Origin of the sequence: Pseudomonas sp. B33.4 (assembly GCF_034555375.1) — a bacterium.
In the GTDB taxonomy this organism is placed as follows: Bacteria; Pseudomonadota; Gammaproteobacteria; order Pseudomonadales; family Pseudomonadaceae; genus Aquipseudomonas.
The window spans coordinates 49222-65534 of record NZ_CP140706.1; the positions used below are offsets into that span (position 1 = coordinate 49222).

Here is a 16313-nt window from a genome sequence, read left to right on the forward strand (position 1 = left end):
TCTCGACGGTCAGCGGGCGGATTTAAACAAAATGGAACAATTTGCTCAGCCCAGCTCGACCCGGTTGCGTCCCGCATTTTTAGCGCGGTAAAGCGCCTGATCGGCTCTTTTCAACACCAGATCGCTGTGTTCTCCCGCACGAAATGTTGCCAGCCCCATGGAAATGGTGATCGTCACCCGCTCGCCTTTGAAGTGAAAAGGGCAGGCTTCGATCGCAGCGCGCAGCGTTTCCAAGAGCTTGGTGCCAACCGCAGGCGGGGTGGCCGGCAATAGCAAGACGAACTCCTCACCACCGAAACGGGCTATGAAGTCAGATCCGCGCAGGCGTTTGCGCAGCACCGTGGCAATGATTTTCAGCACCTTGTCGCCGGCCAGATGGCCGTAGTTGTCGTTGATGCGTTTGAAGTGATCGAGGTCGAGCATGGCCAGGCTCAGCGTGTTGCCGTGCTGCTGCCACTGCTTGATTTCATGCTCGAGGCGCTCGCTCCACGCGGCGCGGTTGGGCAGGCCGGTGAGTGGATCGATCAAGGCTTTCTGGCGCTGTTCTTCGAGGTGCTCGCGGAATCCCTGGGCTTCCTGCTCCATATGCGCCACGCGCTCGGACAGACCTTTGAGTCGCGCAGCCACTTCCTGCTCGCGGGCGTCGCGCTGCTTCTGGTGCTGATCCATGGTGCCGATCAAGCCTTCGAGATGGTTCTCCAGCACTTGCTTGAGGTCATCCAGATCGGCGGCTTCCTGGACGCTGGTCTGCAAGCCGTCGACTTGCTCGCGGATCTGCGTGTCCATGGCCCGCGCCGCCGAACTGTTGTCGGCATGGCCTTCACTGGCAGCTTGCAGATTGCTCTGGAACGCTTCGAGGCGTTCGTTGAGTTGCTGCAGATAAGCTTCGAATTCGTGCTGGCCGCTGTCGGTAATCGCCAGCATCAATGTTGCAAGATCGTCGAGGATCGGGATCAGTTCGTACCAGTTCAAACCGTGTTTGAGCCGTTCGCGCATGGCTTCGGCTTGGGGGCGGTGGCGCTCCGGCAGGGTCAGGTCGTCGAGGAGACCGATCAGAGTGTCTTCGATGTGCTTGGCCACCGAGCTGTAGGACGGCTCCGGGGAATCCGGCAGGGCGAACAGGATGTCGTGCTCGGATTGATCCGGGTCGATGGCGGCCAGCGCCTGCGCGATGGGTTCAGGCAGCGGCAGGCTATCGAGGATCAGTGGCGATGGATCACCAGGGTGAATCAGTTCATCAGGATTGATGGCGGTAAGCGTGATTGGAGTCTGAGCGGGAGCCGGGGCGAAAACAGGCTCCGGTTCGAAGCGCTCTGCCTGAGGCTCAATCGGGTCACTCCTGCCTTCGCTGCTGACCGTGGGTGGCTCGAAGGCAACCACTTCTGCCGATTCCAGTTGCGTCTGCGCGTCTGGCATTGTTGTTTCGACAGGCGCCACGGCTTCGATGGCAGTAGCTGCCATCACGGGTTCAATCGTCGCGACAGGAGCGGGCTGTGCGGTTTCTGGTGCGGGTGACGGTGCGGTAAGCGGTTGCAGCGGCGGCGCGACTTGAGGCGGCGCGGGTGATTCTGTCGCTGGGACTTCTTCGCTGTCGCGGCTTCCGAACAAACGCTGCAACAGACCCGGACGCCCCGGCTCTGCCGGAGCGTCTAACTGACTCAATGCCTTACCCTGCAAGCCGCTGAGTTCACTCAGCAGCAAGGGCATTTCCCGCGCCGAACCAACACGGCTATCCAGTTGTTTGGCGAACTTCTTCAAGGGCTGAGCGACTTCACGCGGCAGCGGCAACGCCTGCAACTGGGTAACCAGCGATGTCAGCGCGGTGCTGACCTGATCGATGCGGGTTTCGCGGCGTTGCTCGGAATCAAGCACGGCTTTTTCCAGGCGCGGCAGCAGGGCGGCGAGACCGGCGTCCATGTCATCGGTGCGCACCACGTCGCGCATCTCTTTCATGCACTGATCAACGACCTTGTCGGTGCCTTCAGCGGCCAGCGTGCTGCGCACCAGACCGCGACGCAGCAAGTCGAGCCTGGCGGCCCAGCGACGTTCGAGTTTGTCCTGTTGTTCGATGCTTTTGAGGTACTTCTCTTTCCAGCGCTGGGCGTCGTCGCTCATTCAGGGGTTCCGCGAGGGGCAGGACTCAACGCGGGCAATGCATCGGCCGTGAGCGAACCCGGCAGACGAATCTCTACCGCGACCGGCAGGTGATCGGAAATCGGTTGTGCCAGCACTTCGACCTTTTCCAGGGTCAGGGTCGGGCTGAGCAAAATATGATCAAGGCAACGCTGAGGACGCCAGCTGGGGAAAGTCGCTTCCACCTGCGGTGCCAGCAGGCCGAGATCGCGTAACGGAGAATGTTGTAGCAGATCGCTTGCATGGGTGTTCATGTCACCCATCAACACTTGGTGCTTATAGCCACCGATCAGCTCACGAATATAGGCCAGTTGCAGGCTGCGGGTTCGCGCGCCAAGGGCCAGGTGCATCATCACCACCACCAGCGCTTCCGGGCCTTCGCCGAAACGCAGCAGAATCGCCCCACGACCTTTCGGTCCGGGCAGCGGGTGATCTTCAATCGCCGATGGTTTCAGACGACTGAGCACGCCATTGCTGTGCTGAGCGAGTCGGCCGAGGTTGCGATTGAGTTGTTGATACCAGTAGGGAAAGGCGCCGAGCTGCGCCAGATGTTCCACCTGATTGACGTAGCCCGAACGCAAGCTGCCGCCATCGGCTTCCTGCAGGGCGACCAGATCGAAGTCGCCCAGCAGGTCGCCGATCTTTTGCAGATTGCCTGAGCGGCCGTTGTGCGGCAGCAGGTGCTGCCAGCTACGGGTCAGGTAATGCCGATAGCGCTCGGTGCTGATGCCGACCTGGATATTGAAACTGAGCAAGCGCAGACGCTGGTCTGCGGGCAGGCCCGTGGACTCCAGGTGATGCTCGTTGACCTGCGGATCATGCAGGCCAACGATGCGTTCAGACTTCCAGCGGCGCATGGCGGTAGCCGCGCTTAGTTGGCTGCAGCCTTGGTTGCCGCTCGCTCTTTGGCGACCAGTTGGTCAGCCAGTTTCAACGCTTGCTCGGCACCACCGGCAGAGCCGATGTCGAAACGGTACTTGCCGTTGACGATCATGGTGGGTACGCCAGTGATCTCATACTTTTTGGCCAATTCGCGAGCTTTTACGATCTGACCTTTGATGGCGAAAGAGTCGAAGGTGGCGAGGAACTTGTCCTTGTCCACGCCCTGGGTGGCGAGGAAGTCAGCCATGTCGTTCTTGTCGGTCAGCTTTTTGTGTTGTTTCTGGATTGCTTCGAAAACCGCCGCGTGAACCTTGTGCTCGACACCCATGGCTTCGAGGGTCAGGAACATCTGGCCGTGAGCGTCCCATGGGCCGCCGAACATCGCCGGAATACGCACGAAGTTGACGTCGGATGGCAGTTTTTCAACCCACGGGTTGATCACCGGTTCAAAGGCGTAGCAGTGCGGGCAGCCGTACCAGAACAGCTCGACCACTTCGATCTTGCCAGGCTCTGCAACCGGTACCGGGTTGGCCAGTTCCACGTAAGGGGCGGCTGGGGCTTCGGCGGCTTGGGCGGTGACGCCGAACAGGCTGGCAGCGACGAGAGCGGCGCTGATAATCAGATTACGCATGCTTTACTCCTGGACAATTTTGGTCGCCTCGCGCGACCTGTTTTCAGACAGATCCTGGCGGGCATGAGTTCTGTAGTGTAACGGCAGCGGCCACAAAAAAGGGCGGCCAAAGCCACCCTTTTTATACTTGCTGCGACGGATTAATCGAGCGTTAACATTGCAGGAGATGTCCACCCCCTGCATGGCTCGGTCCGCGAGCCTTAGTGCAGGCCTTGAATGTAGCTGGAGACCGCTGCAATGTCTTCGTCGCTCAAGCGCTTGGCGATGGTCTGCATGGTCATCGTATCGCCGTCGTTGGTGCGGCCGCCTTCTTCCTTGCGGAAATCGGTCAGCTGCTTGGCGATGTATTGAGCGTGTTGGCCACCCAGGTGCGGGAAGCCGGCAGCGGCGTTGCCGGCGCCGTTCGGCGAGTGGCAACCGGTGCAGGCGGGCAGGCCCTTGGCGAGGTTGCCGCCACGGAACAGCGCTTCACCGCGCGCGACGATCTTCGGATCGGCGGCGCCGACGCTGCCTTTCTGGCTGGCGAAGTACGCGGCGATGTCGGCCAGGTCCTGATCGCTCAGATTGGTCAGCAGGCCGGTCATTTCCAGAACGGTGCGCTTGCCCGACTTGATGTCGTGCAGCTGCTTGGTCAGGTAGCGTTCACCTTGACCGGCCAGTTTCGGAAAGTTTGGCGCCATGCTGTTCCCGTCCGGGCCATGGCAGGCTCCGCAAACGGCGGCTTTTGCCTGGCCAGCTGCGGCATCACCGGCAGCATGGGCGAAGCCTGAGATTCCCACGGTCAACAGCAGACTCACGATCAATTTGTTCATCAGCTAATCCAACTACGGCTAAGGGTTAAGTTATGGACCGGGTTTACTCGCTCATCCAAAGGATGATGGCTTGGTAATCCTCGGCACTGCAGTCCATGCACAAACCACGCGGCGGCATCGCCTTGAAACCCTGGGTCACGTGTTGCACCAGCGTCCCCATACCTTTCGCCAACCTCGGCGTCCAAGCTTCCTGATCGCCTCTTTCGGGCGCCATGGGTAGTTGGCCGGAATGACAGGCACCACAAACACGGTTGTACACAGCTTCCGGATCCTGTGTAGCCTGTGCGCTGTAAAGCGGCATCAAGACTCCGGCAGCCAGCAGCCATTTCGTCATAAAACGACCTTTTCAGGGTTGAGAGCGTTCTGCGTTCTAATGCGCAATCAAAGTCTGTCGCTCTCGTGAACTTCATCCTTCGCTGGGACAAAGCACACACAAAATCTGCGGCATTATATACTGGCGTCACTGAAACGGAAGCGACACCGCGTTCCGCGCCCAATCCCGGCGCCGCCCACATCGGAAATCCCATGCAACTCAAGAATCCCATCCTCGGCCTGTGCCAACAGTCCACGTTCATGCTCAGTGCCGCCAAAGTCGATCAATGCCCTGACGACGAAGGCTTCGAAGTGGCGTTCGCCGGTCGTTCCAACGCCGGCAAATCCAGCGCGCTGAACACTTTGACTCACGCCAGCCTGGCGCGAACCTCGAAAACTCCGGGTCGCACACAGCTGTTGAACTTCTTCAAGCTAGACGAAGATCGCCGTCTGGTCGACCTGCCGGGCTACGGTTACGCAAAAGTACCGATCCCGCTGAAGATGCACTGGCAGCGTCACCTTGAGGCTTACCTCGGTGGCCGCGAGAGTTTGAAGGGTTTGATTCTGATGATGGACATCCGTCATCCAATGACCGACTTCGACCTGCTGATGCTCGACTGGGCCGTTGCGGCCGGCATGCCGATGCACATCCTGCTGACCAAGGCCGACAAGCTGACCTATGGCGCAGCCAAGAACACCCTGCTCAAAGTGCAGTCGGAAATCCGCAAGGGTTGGGGCGACCTCGTCACCATCCAGCTGTTCTCCGCGCCAAAACGCATGGGCCTGGAAGAGGCCTACACTGTACTGGCCGGCTGGATGGAACTCGCAGACAAAGGCGCCGAGGCGGCAGAGTAATCGGGGATTTGGAAAAATTGGCTGTGGTGCGCGCAGGCAAGGCGCAAGTGCAGCTCGAAAGCGGAGTTTAGGGGCCTAAATGAGCATTTCGAGCTGCACTTCCAACGCAGCCTGAGCGTGCCAAAGCCGATTTTTGGGCAAAAAAAGCCCCGGATTTCATTGGGGAGGGAGAAATTCCGGGGTTCAAGTTCCGAACCGCTAGGGCGGGGTTCAGATATCTGCCAACACTTAACACAACATAGGAGCATCGAAGGGCTTCACCAGCCATTCAGTATCTCTGAGTAGTGTCCTTCCAGATTAGTTCAGATTTTTTTCAAAAAGCTTTGGAATAATATCGAGCGCTTTTAGAAATAAGCAGGTTTTACCGGCGTTGCCGCGACAACAGGTCGCGGCAAACCGTGTTCAAAAGGCTCAATGAGCCTCATCCCAATTATTGCCCACACCCACTTCGACCAGCAGCGGCACATCCAGCTTCGCCGCTTCGCTCATGTGCACGCGAATCTCGGCGCTGACCTGCTCGACCAGATCCTCGCGAACCTCCAGCACCAGTTCATCGTGTACCTGCAGGATGACTTTGGCGTCCAGCCCGGACGTTGCCAGCCAGTTATCCACCGCGACCATGGCTTTCTTGATGATATCGGCAGCGGTGCCCTGCATCGGCGCGTTGATTGCCGTACGTTCGGCGGCAGCGCGTTCCTGCGGCTTGTTCGAGTTGATCTCCGGCAGGTACAGGCGACGACCGAAGAAGGTCTCGACATAACCCTGATCCGCCGCCTGTGCGCGGGTGCGATCCATGTACTCGCGAACGCCTGGGTAACGGGCGAAGTAAGTGTCGATGTAAGCCTTGGCGGTCTTGGTATCGACGCCGATGTCCTTGCCGAGCTTCTGCGCGCCCATGCCGTAGATCAGACCGAAGTTGATCGCCTTGGCGCCACGGCGCTGGTCAGAGGTCACTTCGTTGAGCTCAACCTTGAACACTTCGGCAGCGGTCGCGGTGTGCACGTCCAGATTGTTGCGGAAGGCATTCATCAGGCCTTCGTCCTTGGACAGGTGCGCCATGATCCGCAACTCAATCTGCGAATAGTCCGCCGCCAGCAGTTTGTAGCCTTTCGGCGCGACGAAGGCCTGACGGATGCGCCGGCCTTCAGCGGTACGCACCGGGATGTTCTGCAGGTTTGGATCGCTGGAGGACAAGCGACCGGTCGACGCCACAGCCTGGTGATACGAGGTGTGAATACGCCCGGTGCGCGGGTTGATCTGCTCTGGCAGGCGATCGGTGTAGGTGCTTTTCAGCTTGCTCATCGAGCGGTGCTCCATCAGCACCTTTGGCAAACGGTGATCGTCTTCAGCGAGCTTCGCCAACACTTCTTCAGCGGTGGACGGCTGACCCTTGGCGGTCTTCTTCAGCACCGGCAGGCCGAGTTTCTCGTAGAGAATCACGCCCAGTTGTTTCGGCGAGCCAAGGTTGAATTCTTCCCCGGCGATCTCGAACGCTTCGCGCTCCAGCGCAACCATTTTGTTGCCCAGCTCGATGCTCTGGATGCCGAGCAGCTCAGCGTCGACAAACGCGCCTTGGCGTTCGATGCGCGCCAGCACTGGCACCAGCGGAATCTCGATGTCGGTCAGCACGCTGGCCAGGCTTGGGATGGCGCTGAGTTTTTCGAACAGGGTCTGGTGCAGACGCAGGGTGATGTCGGCGTCCTCGGCAGCGTACGGCCCGGCCTGTTCCAGCGCGATCTGGTCGAAGGTCAGCTGCTTGGCACCTTTGCCGGCGATGTCCTGGAAGCTCACGGTGGTGTGATCCAGATACTTCTGCGCGAGGCTGTCCATGTCGTGGCGGGTGGCGGTGGAGTTGAGCACGTAGGACTCAAGCATCGTGTCGAAGGCGATACCGCGCACGTTGATGCCTTGGTTCTGATCGCCGCCGATGGCGCAGTTGGCCAGAATATTCATGTCGAACTTTGCGTGCTGGCCGACCTTGAGCTTGCTCGGGTCTTCCAGAATCGGCTTGAGCGCGCGCAGTACGGTGTCGCGATCCAGCTGTTCCGGCACGCCGATGTAGGAGTGGGTCAGCGGAATGTACGCGGCTTCGTTGGCCTGCACGGCGAACGACAGGCCGACCAGTTGCGCCTGCTGCGCGTCGATGCCAGTGGTTTCGGTGTCGAAGGCGAACAGCTTGGCGTTGTTGAGTTTTTCCAGCCAGACATCAAAGCGTGCCTGATCGAGGATGGTTTCGTACGCAGCTTCGGTCGGAGCAGCGGGAGTTTCGATATCTGGCGTGCTGAACAGATCGCCGGCCGGCGCTGGTTCGGCAGCAGCGCTCAATTCCAGACGCTTGGCGTCGCGATCCAGATCGTTGATCCAGCTTTTGAATTCGAGCAGGGAGTACAGCTCGTAGAGCTTGGCCGGGTCTTCCGCACCCATCTGCAAATCATCGAGTTCGACGTCCAGCGGCACGTCGACCTTGATGGTTGCCAGTTGATAGGAGAGGAACGCCATCTCCTTGTGCTCTTCGAGCTTGGCCGGCAGGGTTTTCGCGCCGCGGATCGGCAGCGTCGGGACGATGTCGAGATTGGCGTACAGCTCGGTGAGGCCACCGTTGACGCCGACCAGCAGGCCGGAAGCGGTCTTCGGGCCGATGCCCGGAACACCCGGAATGTTGTCGGACGAATCGCCCATCAACGCCAGATAATCGATGATCTGCTCCGGTGCGACGCCGAATTTCTCCTTCACGCCTTCCACGTCCATCGAGCTACCGGACATGGTGTTGACCAAGGTAATGTGGCCGTCGACCAGTTGCGCCATGTCCTTGTCGCCGGTGGAGATGATCACTGGGCGATCAGCCGCCGCGCTGCTGCGGGCGAGGGTGCCGATGACATCGTCGGCCTCGACGCCTTCGACGCACAGCAGCGGGAAACCGAGGGCGATCACGCTCTGGTGCAGGGGCTCGATCTGCACGCGCATGTCGTCGGGCATGCTTGGGCGATTGGCTTTGTATTCGGCGTACATTTCATCGCGAAATGTCCCACCCTTGGCGTCGAACACTACGGCGAACGGGCTGTCCGGGTACTGCTTGCGCAGACTCTTGAGCATGTTCAGCACGCCTTTGACCGCACCGGTCGGCAGGCCTTTGGAAGTGGTCAGTGGTGGCAGTGCGTGAAAGGCGCGGTACAGGTAAGACGAACCGTCCACCAGGACGAGGGGGGCTTGGCTCATGAGCAGGATCAACCTTTTCGGCGGGTCCGGCGCTAGAATAGCGGGACCGTTGACGACAAAGGGACAAGGTTATCATGCGTACGTTAAATCGCTTGCTGCTGGTCGGTCTGATTGCTGTCTCACCGTTGGCCGCGATGGCGGCGGATGATGCGCCGTCAGGGGATCCTGAAGTCACCATTCGCACGGAAGGCGACAAGACGATTCAGGAGTACCGTCAAAACGGGTTCCTGTACGCGATCAAAGTCACGCCAAAGGGCGCGCCGCCTTACTTTCTGGTGCGTGCAGACGGGACGGATGCAAACTTCATCCGCTCGGATCAGCCGGATATGCTGATTCCGTCGTGGAAGATTTTCGAATGGAAGTAGATTTTTAATTCACCCGGCGCCGCAATTGGCGGCGCCCGTACTGGCAGTTAAAACATGTCTGTGTTCACTCCCCTGGCTCGGCCCGAGCTGGAAACCTTTCTCGCCCCTTACGGGCTTGGCCGTCTGCTTGATTTCCAGGGGATCGCCGCCGGCAGCGAAAACACCAACTTCTTTATCAGCCTGGAGCAGGGCGAGTTCGTTCTGACCCTGGTCGAGCGTGGCCCGGTGCAGGAGATGCCGTTCTTCATTGACCTGCTCGATGTGCTCCACGAAGCCGACTTGCCGGTGCCGTATGCACTGCGCACCACTGACGGTGTGGCTCTGCGTGAGCTGAAGGGCAAACCGGCACTGCTGCAACCGCGCCTCTCTGGCAAGCACATCAAAGTTGCCAATGCCCAGCATTGCGCGCAGGTCGGCGAGTTGCAGGCGCACCTGCACCTGGCGACCCAGGGCGAGCGCATGATCAAGCGCAAGACCGATCGCGGCCTGGACTGGATGCTGGAAGAGGGCACGGAGTTTCTTTCGCACCTGAGCGATGAGCCGCGTGCGCTGCTGCAAAAGGCGTTGGACGAGATCACCGAGCGCAAAGAGAAGATCCTCGCGCTGCCCCGGGCGAACATCCACGCCGACCTGTTTCGCGATAACGCGATGTTCGAAGGCACGCACCTGACCGGGCTGATCGACTTCTACAACGCCTGCTCGGGGCCGATGCTGTATGACGTGGCGATTGCCTTGAATGACTGGTGTTCGGACGAAGACGGTGTGATCGATGGGCCGCGTGCCCGTGCGTTTCTCGGCGCTTATGCGGCGCTGCGACCGTTTACGGCGGCGGAGGCTGAGTTGTGGCCGACCATGCTGCGCGTGGCCTGTGTTCGGTTCTGGCTGTCGCGGTTGATCGCGGCGGAGCAGTTCGCCGGGCAGGACGTGTTGATTCACGATCCGCAGGAGTTTGAGCAACGGTTGGCGCAGCGGCAGCAGGTGCACACACCGTTGCCTTTCGCGCTTTAAGATCAAAAGATCGCAGCCTTCGGCAGCTCCTACATGGAATCTTCTGTAGGAGCTGCCGAAGGCTGCGATCTTTTTTATGGGTTTACAGAGATTCCAGGCACCCGGCCAAATCGTTACCCAACTTCTCCAGCACCTGCTCATAGCCCTGAGCCGTCGCCGGTGTGTACCCGCCCAGCGCATCCAGCTCAGCCAGTTTCACCGGTAAGCCAGCGACCAATGTTTCGGCCAGACGCGGGCGCAATGGCGGTTCGCTGAACACGCAAGTCTTGCCCACTTCCTGCAAGCGCTTGCGCATCGCCGCGACATGCTGCGCACCCGGCTGCACTTCGGCAGCCACGCTGAACACCCCGGTGTGCTTCAGGCCATAAGCCTCTTCAAAGTAATCAAACGCCTCGTGAAAGACGAAGTACGGCTTGCCTTCAACGCTGGCCAGACGCTTCTTCAAACGCTGATCCAGTGCGTCCAGACGTTCGTCAAACGCCTTGGCGTTTTTCTGATAGCGCTCGGCATTGGCCGGATCTGCGGCGCTCAAGTCTGCGGCCATCTTGTCGGCAATCACCCGCGCATTCACCGGCGATAGCCACAAATGCGCATCCAGCGTGCCCGGACGATGATCGTGATCATGCTCGTCGGCGTCTTCGGCGTGGGAATGGCTGTCCTCAGCAAAACGCCGCAGTTTCATCCCCGGCAAATCCTGCACCGCCACGCTCGGTAGCGTCCGACCATTCAGCACGCGTGGCAGAAAGCCTTCCATGTCCGGGCCGATCCAGTACAGCAGATCGACCGACTGCACCTTCCGTACGTCGGATGGCCGCAACGCGTAATTGTGCGGCGAGGCACCCGGCGGCAGCAGCACTTCGGGAATCGCCACGCCGTCCTGCACCGCCGCTGCAATCAGCTGCAACGGTTTGATGCTGGTGAGGACTTTGACCTCGGCCTGGGCCGAACCGATCAGCAGAAAACTGGCGACAAAAGCCACAAAAACAGAAAAAAGTCGGGACACGATGACCACTCAAGGAGACGAGAACGGGTAACATAATAACGTCTCTATCAAAACTCGTCGCCGCCCATGCCTATTACACCGATTGCCAGCCGTCCCCACGACCACTCACATTGCGTGCACAGCGCTTTGTCCGAGGCCGATACCTTGTGCGCCCAGAAAGGCTTGCGCCTGACCGCGTTGCGCCGCCGGGTGCTGGAATTGGTCTGGCAAAGCCACAAGCCGCTGGGTGCCTACGACATTCTCGCGGTGCTGAGCGAGCAGGACGGCCGCCGCGCCGCGCCACCAACCGTGTACCGCGCGCTGGATTTCCTCCTGGAAAACGGTCTGGTGCACCGCATCTCCTCGCTCAACGCCTTCGTTGGCTGTGTGCACCCGGAACACGCGCATCAGGGCCAGTTCCTGATCTGCCGCGATTGCCACGCCGCCATCGAACTTGAGCAAAAAGTGATCAGTGACGCGATCGTCAACAGCGCCAAAGACGTTGGCTTCATCGTCGAAGCGCAGACCGTCGAAGTCGTCGGCCTGTGCTCCGGTTGCCAGGGGGCTTGATGAGCAATGCGCTGATCCGTCTGGAACAGGTCGCCGTCACATTTGCCGGGCAGGCTGTGCTGGACAACATCGAGCTGAGCGTCGAGCCGGGGCAGATCGTCACCCTGATCGGCCCCAACGGCGCTGGCAAGACTACCTTGGTGCGCGCCGTGCTCGGCTTGCTCAAGCCGGACAGCGGCAGCGTCTGGCGCAAGCCGAAACTGCGCGTCGGCTACATGCCGCAAAAACTTCACGTCGATCCGACCTTGCCGCTGTCGGTGCTGCGCTTTCTGCGCCTGGTGCCGGGCGTTGATCGTCCGCGTGCGCTGGCGGCGCTGAAAGAAGTCGGCGCCGAGCACGTTATCGACAGCCCGGTGCAAAGCGTTTCCGGTGGTGAAATGCAGCGTGTGCTGCTGGCGCGGGCACTGCTGCGCGAGCCGGAATTGCTGGTGCTCGACGAGCCGGTGCAAGGCGTCGACGTCGCCGGCCAAGCCGAGTTGTACAGCCTGATCACCCGACTGCGCGACCGCCATGGTTGCGGTGTATTGATGGTGTCCCACGATTTGCATTTGGTGATGAGCACCACCGACCAAGTGGTCTGCCTAAACCGTCACGTCTGCTGCTCCGGGCATCCCGAGCAGGTCAGTGGCGATCCGGCGTTTGTCGAGCTGTTCGGCAAGAACGCACAGAGCCTGGCGGTCTATCACCACCATCACGACCACGCTCACGACCTGCACGGCTCGGTGGTCAAAGGGCCGGTGATTGGCCAACCTCACGTTCACGGAGACAACTGCAAGCATGGCTGATTTTCTGTTGTATGCCCTGCTTGCAGGTCTGGCGCTGGCGATCGTTGCAGGTCCGCTGGGTTCGTTCGTGGTCTGGCGGCGCATGGCCTATTTCGGCGACACCTTGTCCCACGCCGCGTTGCTCGGTGTGGCGTTGGGCTTTTTGCTGGATGTCAGCCCGACGGTCGCGGTCACCGTAGGCTGCTTGCTGCTGGCGGTGCTTTTGGTGACCTTGCAACAGCGCCAACCGCTGGCGTCCGACACGCTTTTGGGAATTCTCGCACCGAGCACGCTCTCTCTCGGTCTGGTGGTACTAAGCTTCATGCATGAAGTGCGGATCGACCTGATGGCCTATCTGTTCGGCGACCTGCTGGCGATCAGTCCGACTGATCTGGCGTGGATCCTCGGCGGCAGCGCGGCGGTGCTGGTGTTGCTGGTCACGTTGTGGCGGCCGTTGCTGGCAATCACCGTGCACGAAGAGCTGGCCAAGGTTGAAGGCCTGCCGGTCGCTGGCCTGCGCATGGCGCTGATGTTGTTGATTGCGGTAGTAATCGCCGTGGCGATGAAAATCGTCGGTGTGTTGCTGATTACTTCGCTGCTGATCATCCCGGCGGCTGCGGCACAGCGTCACGCCCGTTCGCCCGAGCAGATGGCGGTGGGCGCGAGCCTGCTGGGCATGCTCGCGGTGGGTGGTGGGCTGGCGTTGTCGTGGTTCAAGGACACCCCGGCTGGGCCGTCAATCGTTGTGACGGCGGCCGCACTGTTTCTGTTGAGTTTTGTTCTGCCCCGTCGTGGGGTGTAGACTTGGCCGCTTTTTGCGCAAATAGAGAGTCGCAGGAATGAAGCCGTTCGCCTCCCGTTATCTGCTCCTTGTCGCATTTTCAGTGCTGCTGGGCGCCTGCCAAAGCACGCCGCCGGTGGCTGAAGTCCCCGATGCGCGGGCTACGGCCATCGCACAGCTGGAGCAAAGCCTGGCCAGCAGCGAACTGGCCACCGCAGAAGACCAATTGGCTGCTTTGCAGAAAGAAACGCCAAACGACCAATCCCTTGAGCAATACCAGCGGCAGCTTGCCGAAGCGTATCTGCGTCGCAGCCAGATCGTGCTGCAGAAGGGGGATGTGAATGCCGCTGCTACGGCGTTAAGCCGTGCCCGTGCGTTGATGCCGAAAGCACCGGCGCTGACCGGTGGCGTGAATGGCGCCATTACCGAGGCGCGCAAGGCTGAGCTGGAAAAAGCTGAGGCTGCATTGCTGGCAGCCGAAGCCAAGCCGAAAGCCAAGGTGATCGATCCGACCGCCGAAAGCACTACGGTTGCGCTGAACATCACCGATAGCCGCAAACTTCGCCGCCAACTCGATGCGATCGCCGCTGATGTGGTGAATTATGAGTGTGGGGTGACCATTCAGGCGCCACGGACCAATGACTATCCTTGGTTGGCGACGTTGCTGACCAAGCGGGTGAAGAAGCTGAACCCGGATTTTGATCTGAAGATTGAGAAGCAGATTGTGCGCACCGTACCGACGCAGATGGTGTTGAGTCCGCGTAAACCGTAAAAAAGATCGCAGCCTGCGGCAGCTCCTACATGGGATTGAGGTACACCCTGTAGGAGCTGCCGAAGGCTGCGATCTTTTGCTTTTTAAGCCGGAATGGCCTTGGCCTTAGGCTCCCGCTCCCAAACCCGATGCTGCCCGATCGCCGCAAAGAACGGCTTGGTCAACGCCGGCACATCCTTGCCTTGCAGCAACCCGGCATCCGCTTCCAGCTTCAGCAAGTCCTGCAACTGCTTGGCCTCACCGTGCAACGCAATCGCCTTCAAATGCTTGTACGCCTCCAGCAGGTAATGCAACGCCACGCCATCGCCGCTCAGTGCTTTGACCGACGCCGCGCCACCCGGCACGAACACCGCATCAAAGATCACCGAAGGCATGCCTTCCATCGAAGCATCCACTGGCAACGTTTTACCATCCGCCGTCTTCACCGGCGCCGAAGTCGGGCCGAGCAACTTCGCATGCGCACCTTCAGCCGCCAAAGCCTTCTTCATCGCATCAATCGCCGCACCATCGACGCCGTTAGCAGCAAGAATCGCCACTTTTCGCGTCTTGATGTTTTCCGGCAAAAGATTCGCCTGGCTCAGCGCCGGCGAGTGATCGAATGACACCTTGCGCGCATCGACCGTGCCTTTGCTCGGCGCCGGCAGCCCCAAATTGGCCGCCACACGCTTGGCCAGTTCCAGATCGATGTTGGCCAGAATCTCATTCACCTCACGCGCACGAATATGCTCGCGTTCAACCTTGCCCAGCTCAAAGCTGTAGGCAGCAATGATGTGTTCCTGCTCATGCTTGCTCATGCTCTTGAAGAACAACGTCGCCTGAGAAAAGTGGTCGCTGAACGACTCGCTGCGCTGGCGAATCTTGTTGGCATCGATGCGTTCTGGATAGCTCTCGAAGCCACCGTCCTGCGCGGCCGGCGGCGTTTCTTTCGGCCAGCCGCCATCAATCGAGTTCGGCTCGTAAGACGCGCGGCCCTTGTCGATCACCGTGCGGTGTTGCGCATCACGCTGACCATTGTGGAACGGCGCCACCGGGCGGTTGATCGGCAGCTCATGAAAGTTCGGCCCGCCGAGTCGGCTGATTTGCGTATCGGTGTAGGAAAACAGTCGGCCCTGCAGCAGCGGGTCATTGGAGAAGTCGATGCCCGGCACGATGTGGCCAGGGCAGAACGCAACCTGCTCGGTCTCGGCAAAGAAGTTGTCCGGGTTGCGGTTCAGGGTCATTTTGCCCAACGGCGTGATCGGCACGATTTCTTCGGGGATCAGCTTGGTCGGGTCGAGGATGTCGAAATCGAAGTCGTGTTCGTTTTCCTCTTCGATGATCTGCACGCCGAGTTCCCATTCCGGGTAGTCGCCCATCTCGATCGCTTCCCACAGATCGCGACGGTGGTAGTCGGTGTCTTTACCGGCGAGCTTCTGCGCTTCGTCCCAGACCAGCGAGCACGTGCCGGCGGTAGGGCGCCAGTGGAATTTGACGAAGCGTGATTTGCCTTCGGCATTGATCAGGCGGAAGGTGTGCACGCCGAAGCCCTGCATGCTGCGCAGGCTTTTCGGGATCGCCCGGTCGGACATCGCCCAGATGACCATGTGCGCCGATTCCGGCACCAGCGAGACGAAATCCCAGAAGGTATCGTGGGCTGAGCCTCCGGTAGGGATTTCATTGTGCGGCTCGGGCTTCACCGCGTGGACGAAGTCGGGAAACTTGATCGCGTCCTGAATGAAAAACACCGGCATGTTATTGCCGACCAGGTCGAAGTTGCCTTCGTCGGTGAAGAACTTCACCGCGAAACCACGCACGTCACGCACGGTGTCGCCGGAACCACGCGGGCCCTGCACCGTGGAAAAGCGCACAAACACCGGCGTCTTTTTCCCCGGATCCTGTAGGAAACCGGCCTTGGTCAGCGTCGAATGGTTCTCGTAGGCCTGAAAGAAACCATGCGCGCCGGTGCCGCGTGCGTGGACGATGCGTTCCGGAATGCGCTCATGGTCAAAATGCGTGATCTTTTCCCGCATGATGAAGTCTTCAAGCAGCGACGGCCCGCGCGGGCCGGCCTTGAGGGTGTTCTGATTATCGGCGATCTTCACGCCCTGGTTGGTGCGCAGGGCCTGGCCGGTGGCGTCGGAGCGAAACTTTTCCAGGCTGTCGAGTTTGGCGTTGGTATTGGCGCGATCCGGGGTATCGGTTCCGGCCATCTGGCTTTTATCGGTCGTAGGCTTCTTGCTCATCAGTCGTA

The 16313-nt window shown here is 60.1% G+C and carries 15 protein-coding genes; 7 read left to right on the forward strand and 8 right to left on the reverse strand.

The window, feature by feature from the left end; all coding sequences use genetic code 11:
- Nucleotides 1-45: 45 nt before the first annotated feature.
- The 5 genes from U6037_RS00240 to U6037_RS00260 all read right to left on the reverse strand — a co-directional run bounded on the left by U6037_RS00240 (nucleotide 46) and on the right by U6037_RS00260 (nucleotide 4792).
- On the reverse strand, nucleotides 46-2115 hold the full coding sequence (locus U6037_RS00240; protein ID WP_322845418.1) for a diguanylate cyclase: 2070 nt from the start codon (nucleotides 2113-2115) through the stop codon (nucleotides 46-48).
- Entirely contained in the window at nucleotides 2112-2990 is an 879-nt protein-coding gene (locus U6037_RS00245; protein ID WP_007911779.1) for an endonuclease/exonuclease/phosphatase family protein, read from the reverse strand. The genes U6037_RS00240 and U6037_RS00245 overlap by 4 nt, the downstream gene beginning before the upstream one ends.
- A 14-nt stretch (nucleotides 2991-3004) precedes the next feature.
- Nucleotides 3005-3646, reverse strand: a complete 642-nt coding sequence (locus U6037_RS00250; protein WP_122604722.1) for a thiol:disulfide interchange protein DsbA/DsbL — start codon at nucleotides 3644-3646, stop codon at nucleotides 3005-3007.
- Nucleotides 3647-3846: 200 nt separating this feature from the next.
- On the reverse strand, nucleotides 3847-4458 hold the full coding sequence (locus U6037_RS00255) for a c-type cytochrome (RefSeq protein WP_008081240.1): 612 nt from the start codon (nucleotides 4456-4458) through the stop codon (nucleotides 3847-3849).
- A gap of 43 nt (nucleotides 4459-4501) precedes the next feature.
- Nucleotides 4502-4792 (reverse strand): c-type cytochrome, encoded by a 291-nt coding sequence (locus U6037_RS00260; RefSeq protein ID WP_016986444.1) that lies wholly within the window; start codon nucleotides 4790-4792, stop codon nucleotides 4502-4504.
- Nucleotides 4793-4983: 191 nt separating this feature from the next.
- Between U6037_RS00260 and yihA the strand changes: the two genes are divergently transcribed.
- The gene (gene yihA / locus U6037_RS00265; RefSeq protein ID WP_007911767.1) at nucleotides 4984-5625 is read left to right on the forward strand and encodes a ribosome biogenesis GTP-binding protein YihA/YsxC; all 642 of its coding nucleotides are present in this window, start codon (nucleotides 4984-4986) and stop codon (nucleotides 5623-5625) included.
- A 411-nt stretch (nucleotides 5626-6036) separates the two neighbouring features.
- On the opposite strand, the gene polA is transcribed toward yihA, so the two are convergent.
- Nucleotides 6037-8841 carry a DNA polymerase I gene (gene polA, locus U6037_RS00270; RefSeq protein WP_322845419.1) on the reverse strand — a complete coding sequence of 935 codons (2805 nt, stop codon included), beginning with the start codon at nucleotides 8839-8841 and terminating at the stop codon, nucleotides 6037-6039.
- Nucleotides 8842-8915: 74 nt separating this feature from the next.
- Here polA and U6037_RS00275 point away from each other — a divergent pair, with 74 nt between their 5' ends.
- Together U6037_RS00275 and U6037_RS00280 are read left to right on the forward strand one after the other, a co-directional pair.
- Nucleotides 8916-9206, forward strand: a complete 291-nt coding sequence (locus tag U6037_RS00275; RefSeq protein WP_127925310.1) for a DUF2782 domain-containing protein — start codon at nucleotides 8916-8918, stop codon at nucleotides 9204-9206.
- Between the two features lie 54 nt (nucleotides 9207-9260).
- Nucleotides 9261-10214 (forward strand): homoserine kinase, encoded by a 954-nt coding sequence (locus U6037_RS00280; protein ID WP_322845420.1) that lies wholly within the window; start codon nucleotides 9261-9263, stop codon nucleotides 10212-10214.
- An 82-nt stretch (nucleotides 10215-10296) separates the two neighbouring features.
- On the opposite strand, the gene znuA is transcribed toward U6037_RS00280, so the two are convergent.
- On the reverse strand, nucleotides 10297-11217 hold the full coding sequence (znuA, locus tag U6037_RS00285) for a zinc ABC transporter substrate-binding protein ZnuA (RefSeq protein WP_322845421.1): 921 nt from the start codon (nucleotides 11215-11217) through the stop codon (nucleotides 10297-10299).
- Nucleotides 11218-11283: 66 nt separating this feature from the next.
- Here znuA and U6037_RS00290 point away from each other — a divergent pair, with 66 nt between their 5' ends.
- From U6037_RS00290 to U6037_RS00305, 4 genes are read left to right on the forward strand one after another with little or no spacing between them, the layout of a single operon-like run.
- Nucleotides 11284-11766, forward strand: a complete 483-nt coding sequence (locus U6037_RS00290) for a Fur family transcriptional regulator (protein WP_322845422.1) — start codon at nucleotides 11284-11286, stop codon at nucleotides 11764-11766.
- Nucleotides 11766-12551 carry a zinc ABC transporter ATP-binding protein ZnuC gene (gene znuC / locus U6037_RS00295; protein WP_007911759.1) on the forward strand — a complete coding sequence of 262 codons (786 nt, stop codon included), beginning with the start codon at nucleotides 11766-11768 and terminating at the stop codon, nucleotides 12549-12551. The genes U6037_RS00290 and znuC overlap by 1 nt, the downstream gene beginning before the upstream one ends.
- A complete protein-coding gene (znuB, locus tag U6037_RS00300) occupies nucleotides 12544-13332 on the forward strand; it encodes a zinc ABC transporter permease subunit ZnuB (protein ID WP_322845423.1) in 789 nt (262 codons plus the stop codon). Before znuC ends, znuB begins: the two co-directional genes overlap by 8 nt.
- A 37-nt stretch (nucleotides 13333-13369) precedes the next feature.
- On the forward strand, nucleotides 13370-14083 hold the full coding sequence (locus U6037_RS00305) for a PA5502 family lipoprotein (RefSeq protein WP_322845424.1): 714 nt from the start codon (nucleotides 13370-13372) through the stop codon (nucleotides 14081-14083).
- Between the two features lie 83 nt (nucleotides 14084-14166).
- On the opposite strand, the gene katE is transcribed toward U6037_RS00305, so the two are convergent.
- A complete protein-coding gene (gene katE / locus U6037_RS00310) occupies nucleotides 14167-16308 on the reverse strand; it encodes a catalase HPII (RefSeq protein ID WP_322847376.1) in 2142 nt (713 codons plus the stop codon).
- Between the last annotated feature and the right edge of the window lie 5 nt (nucleotides 16309-16313).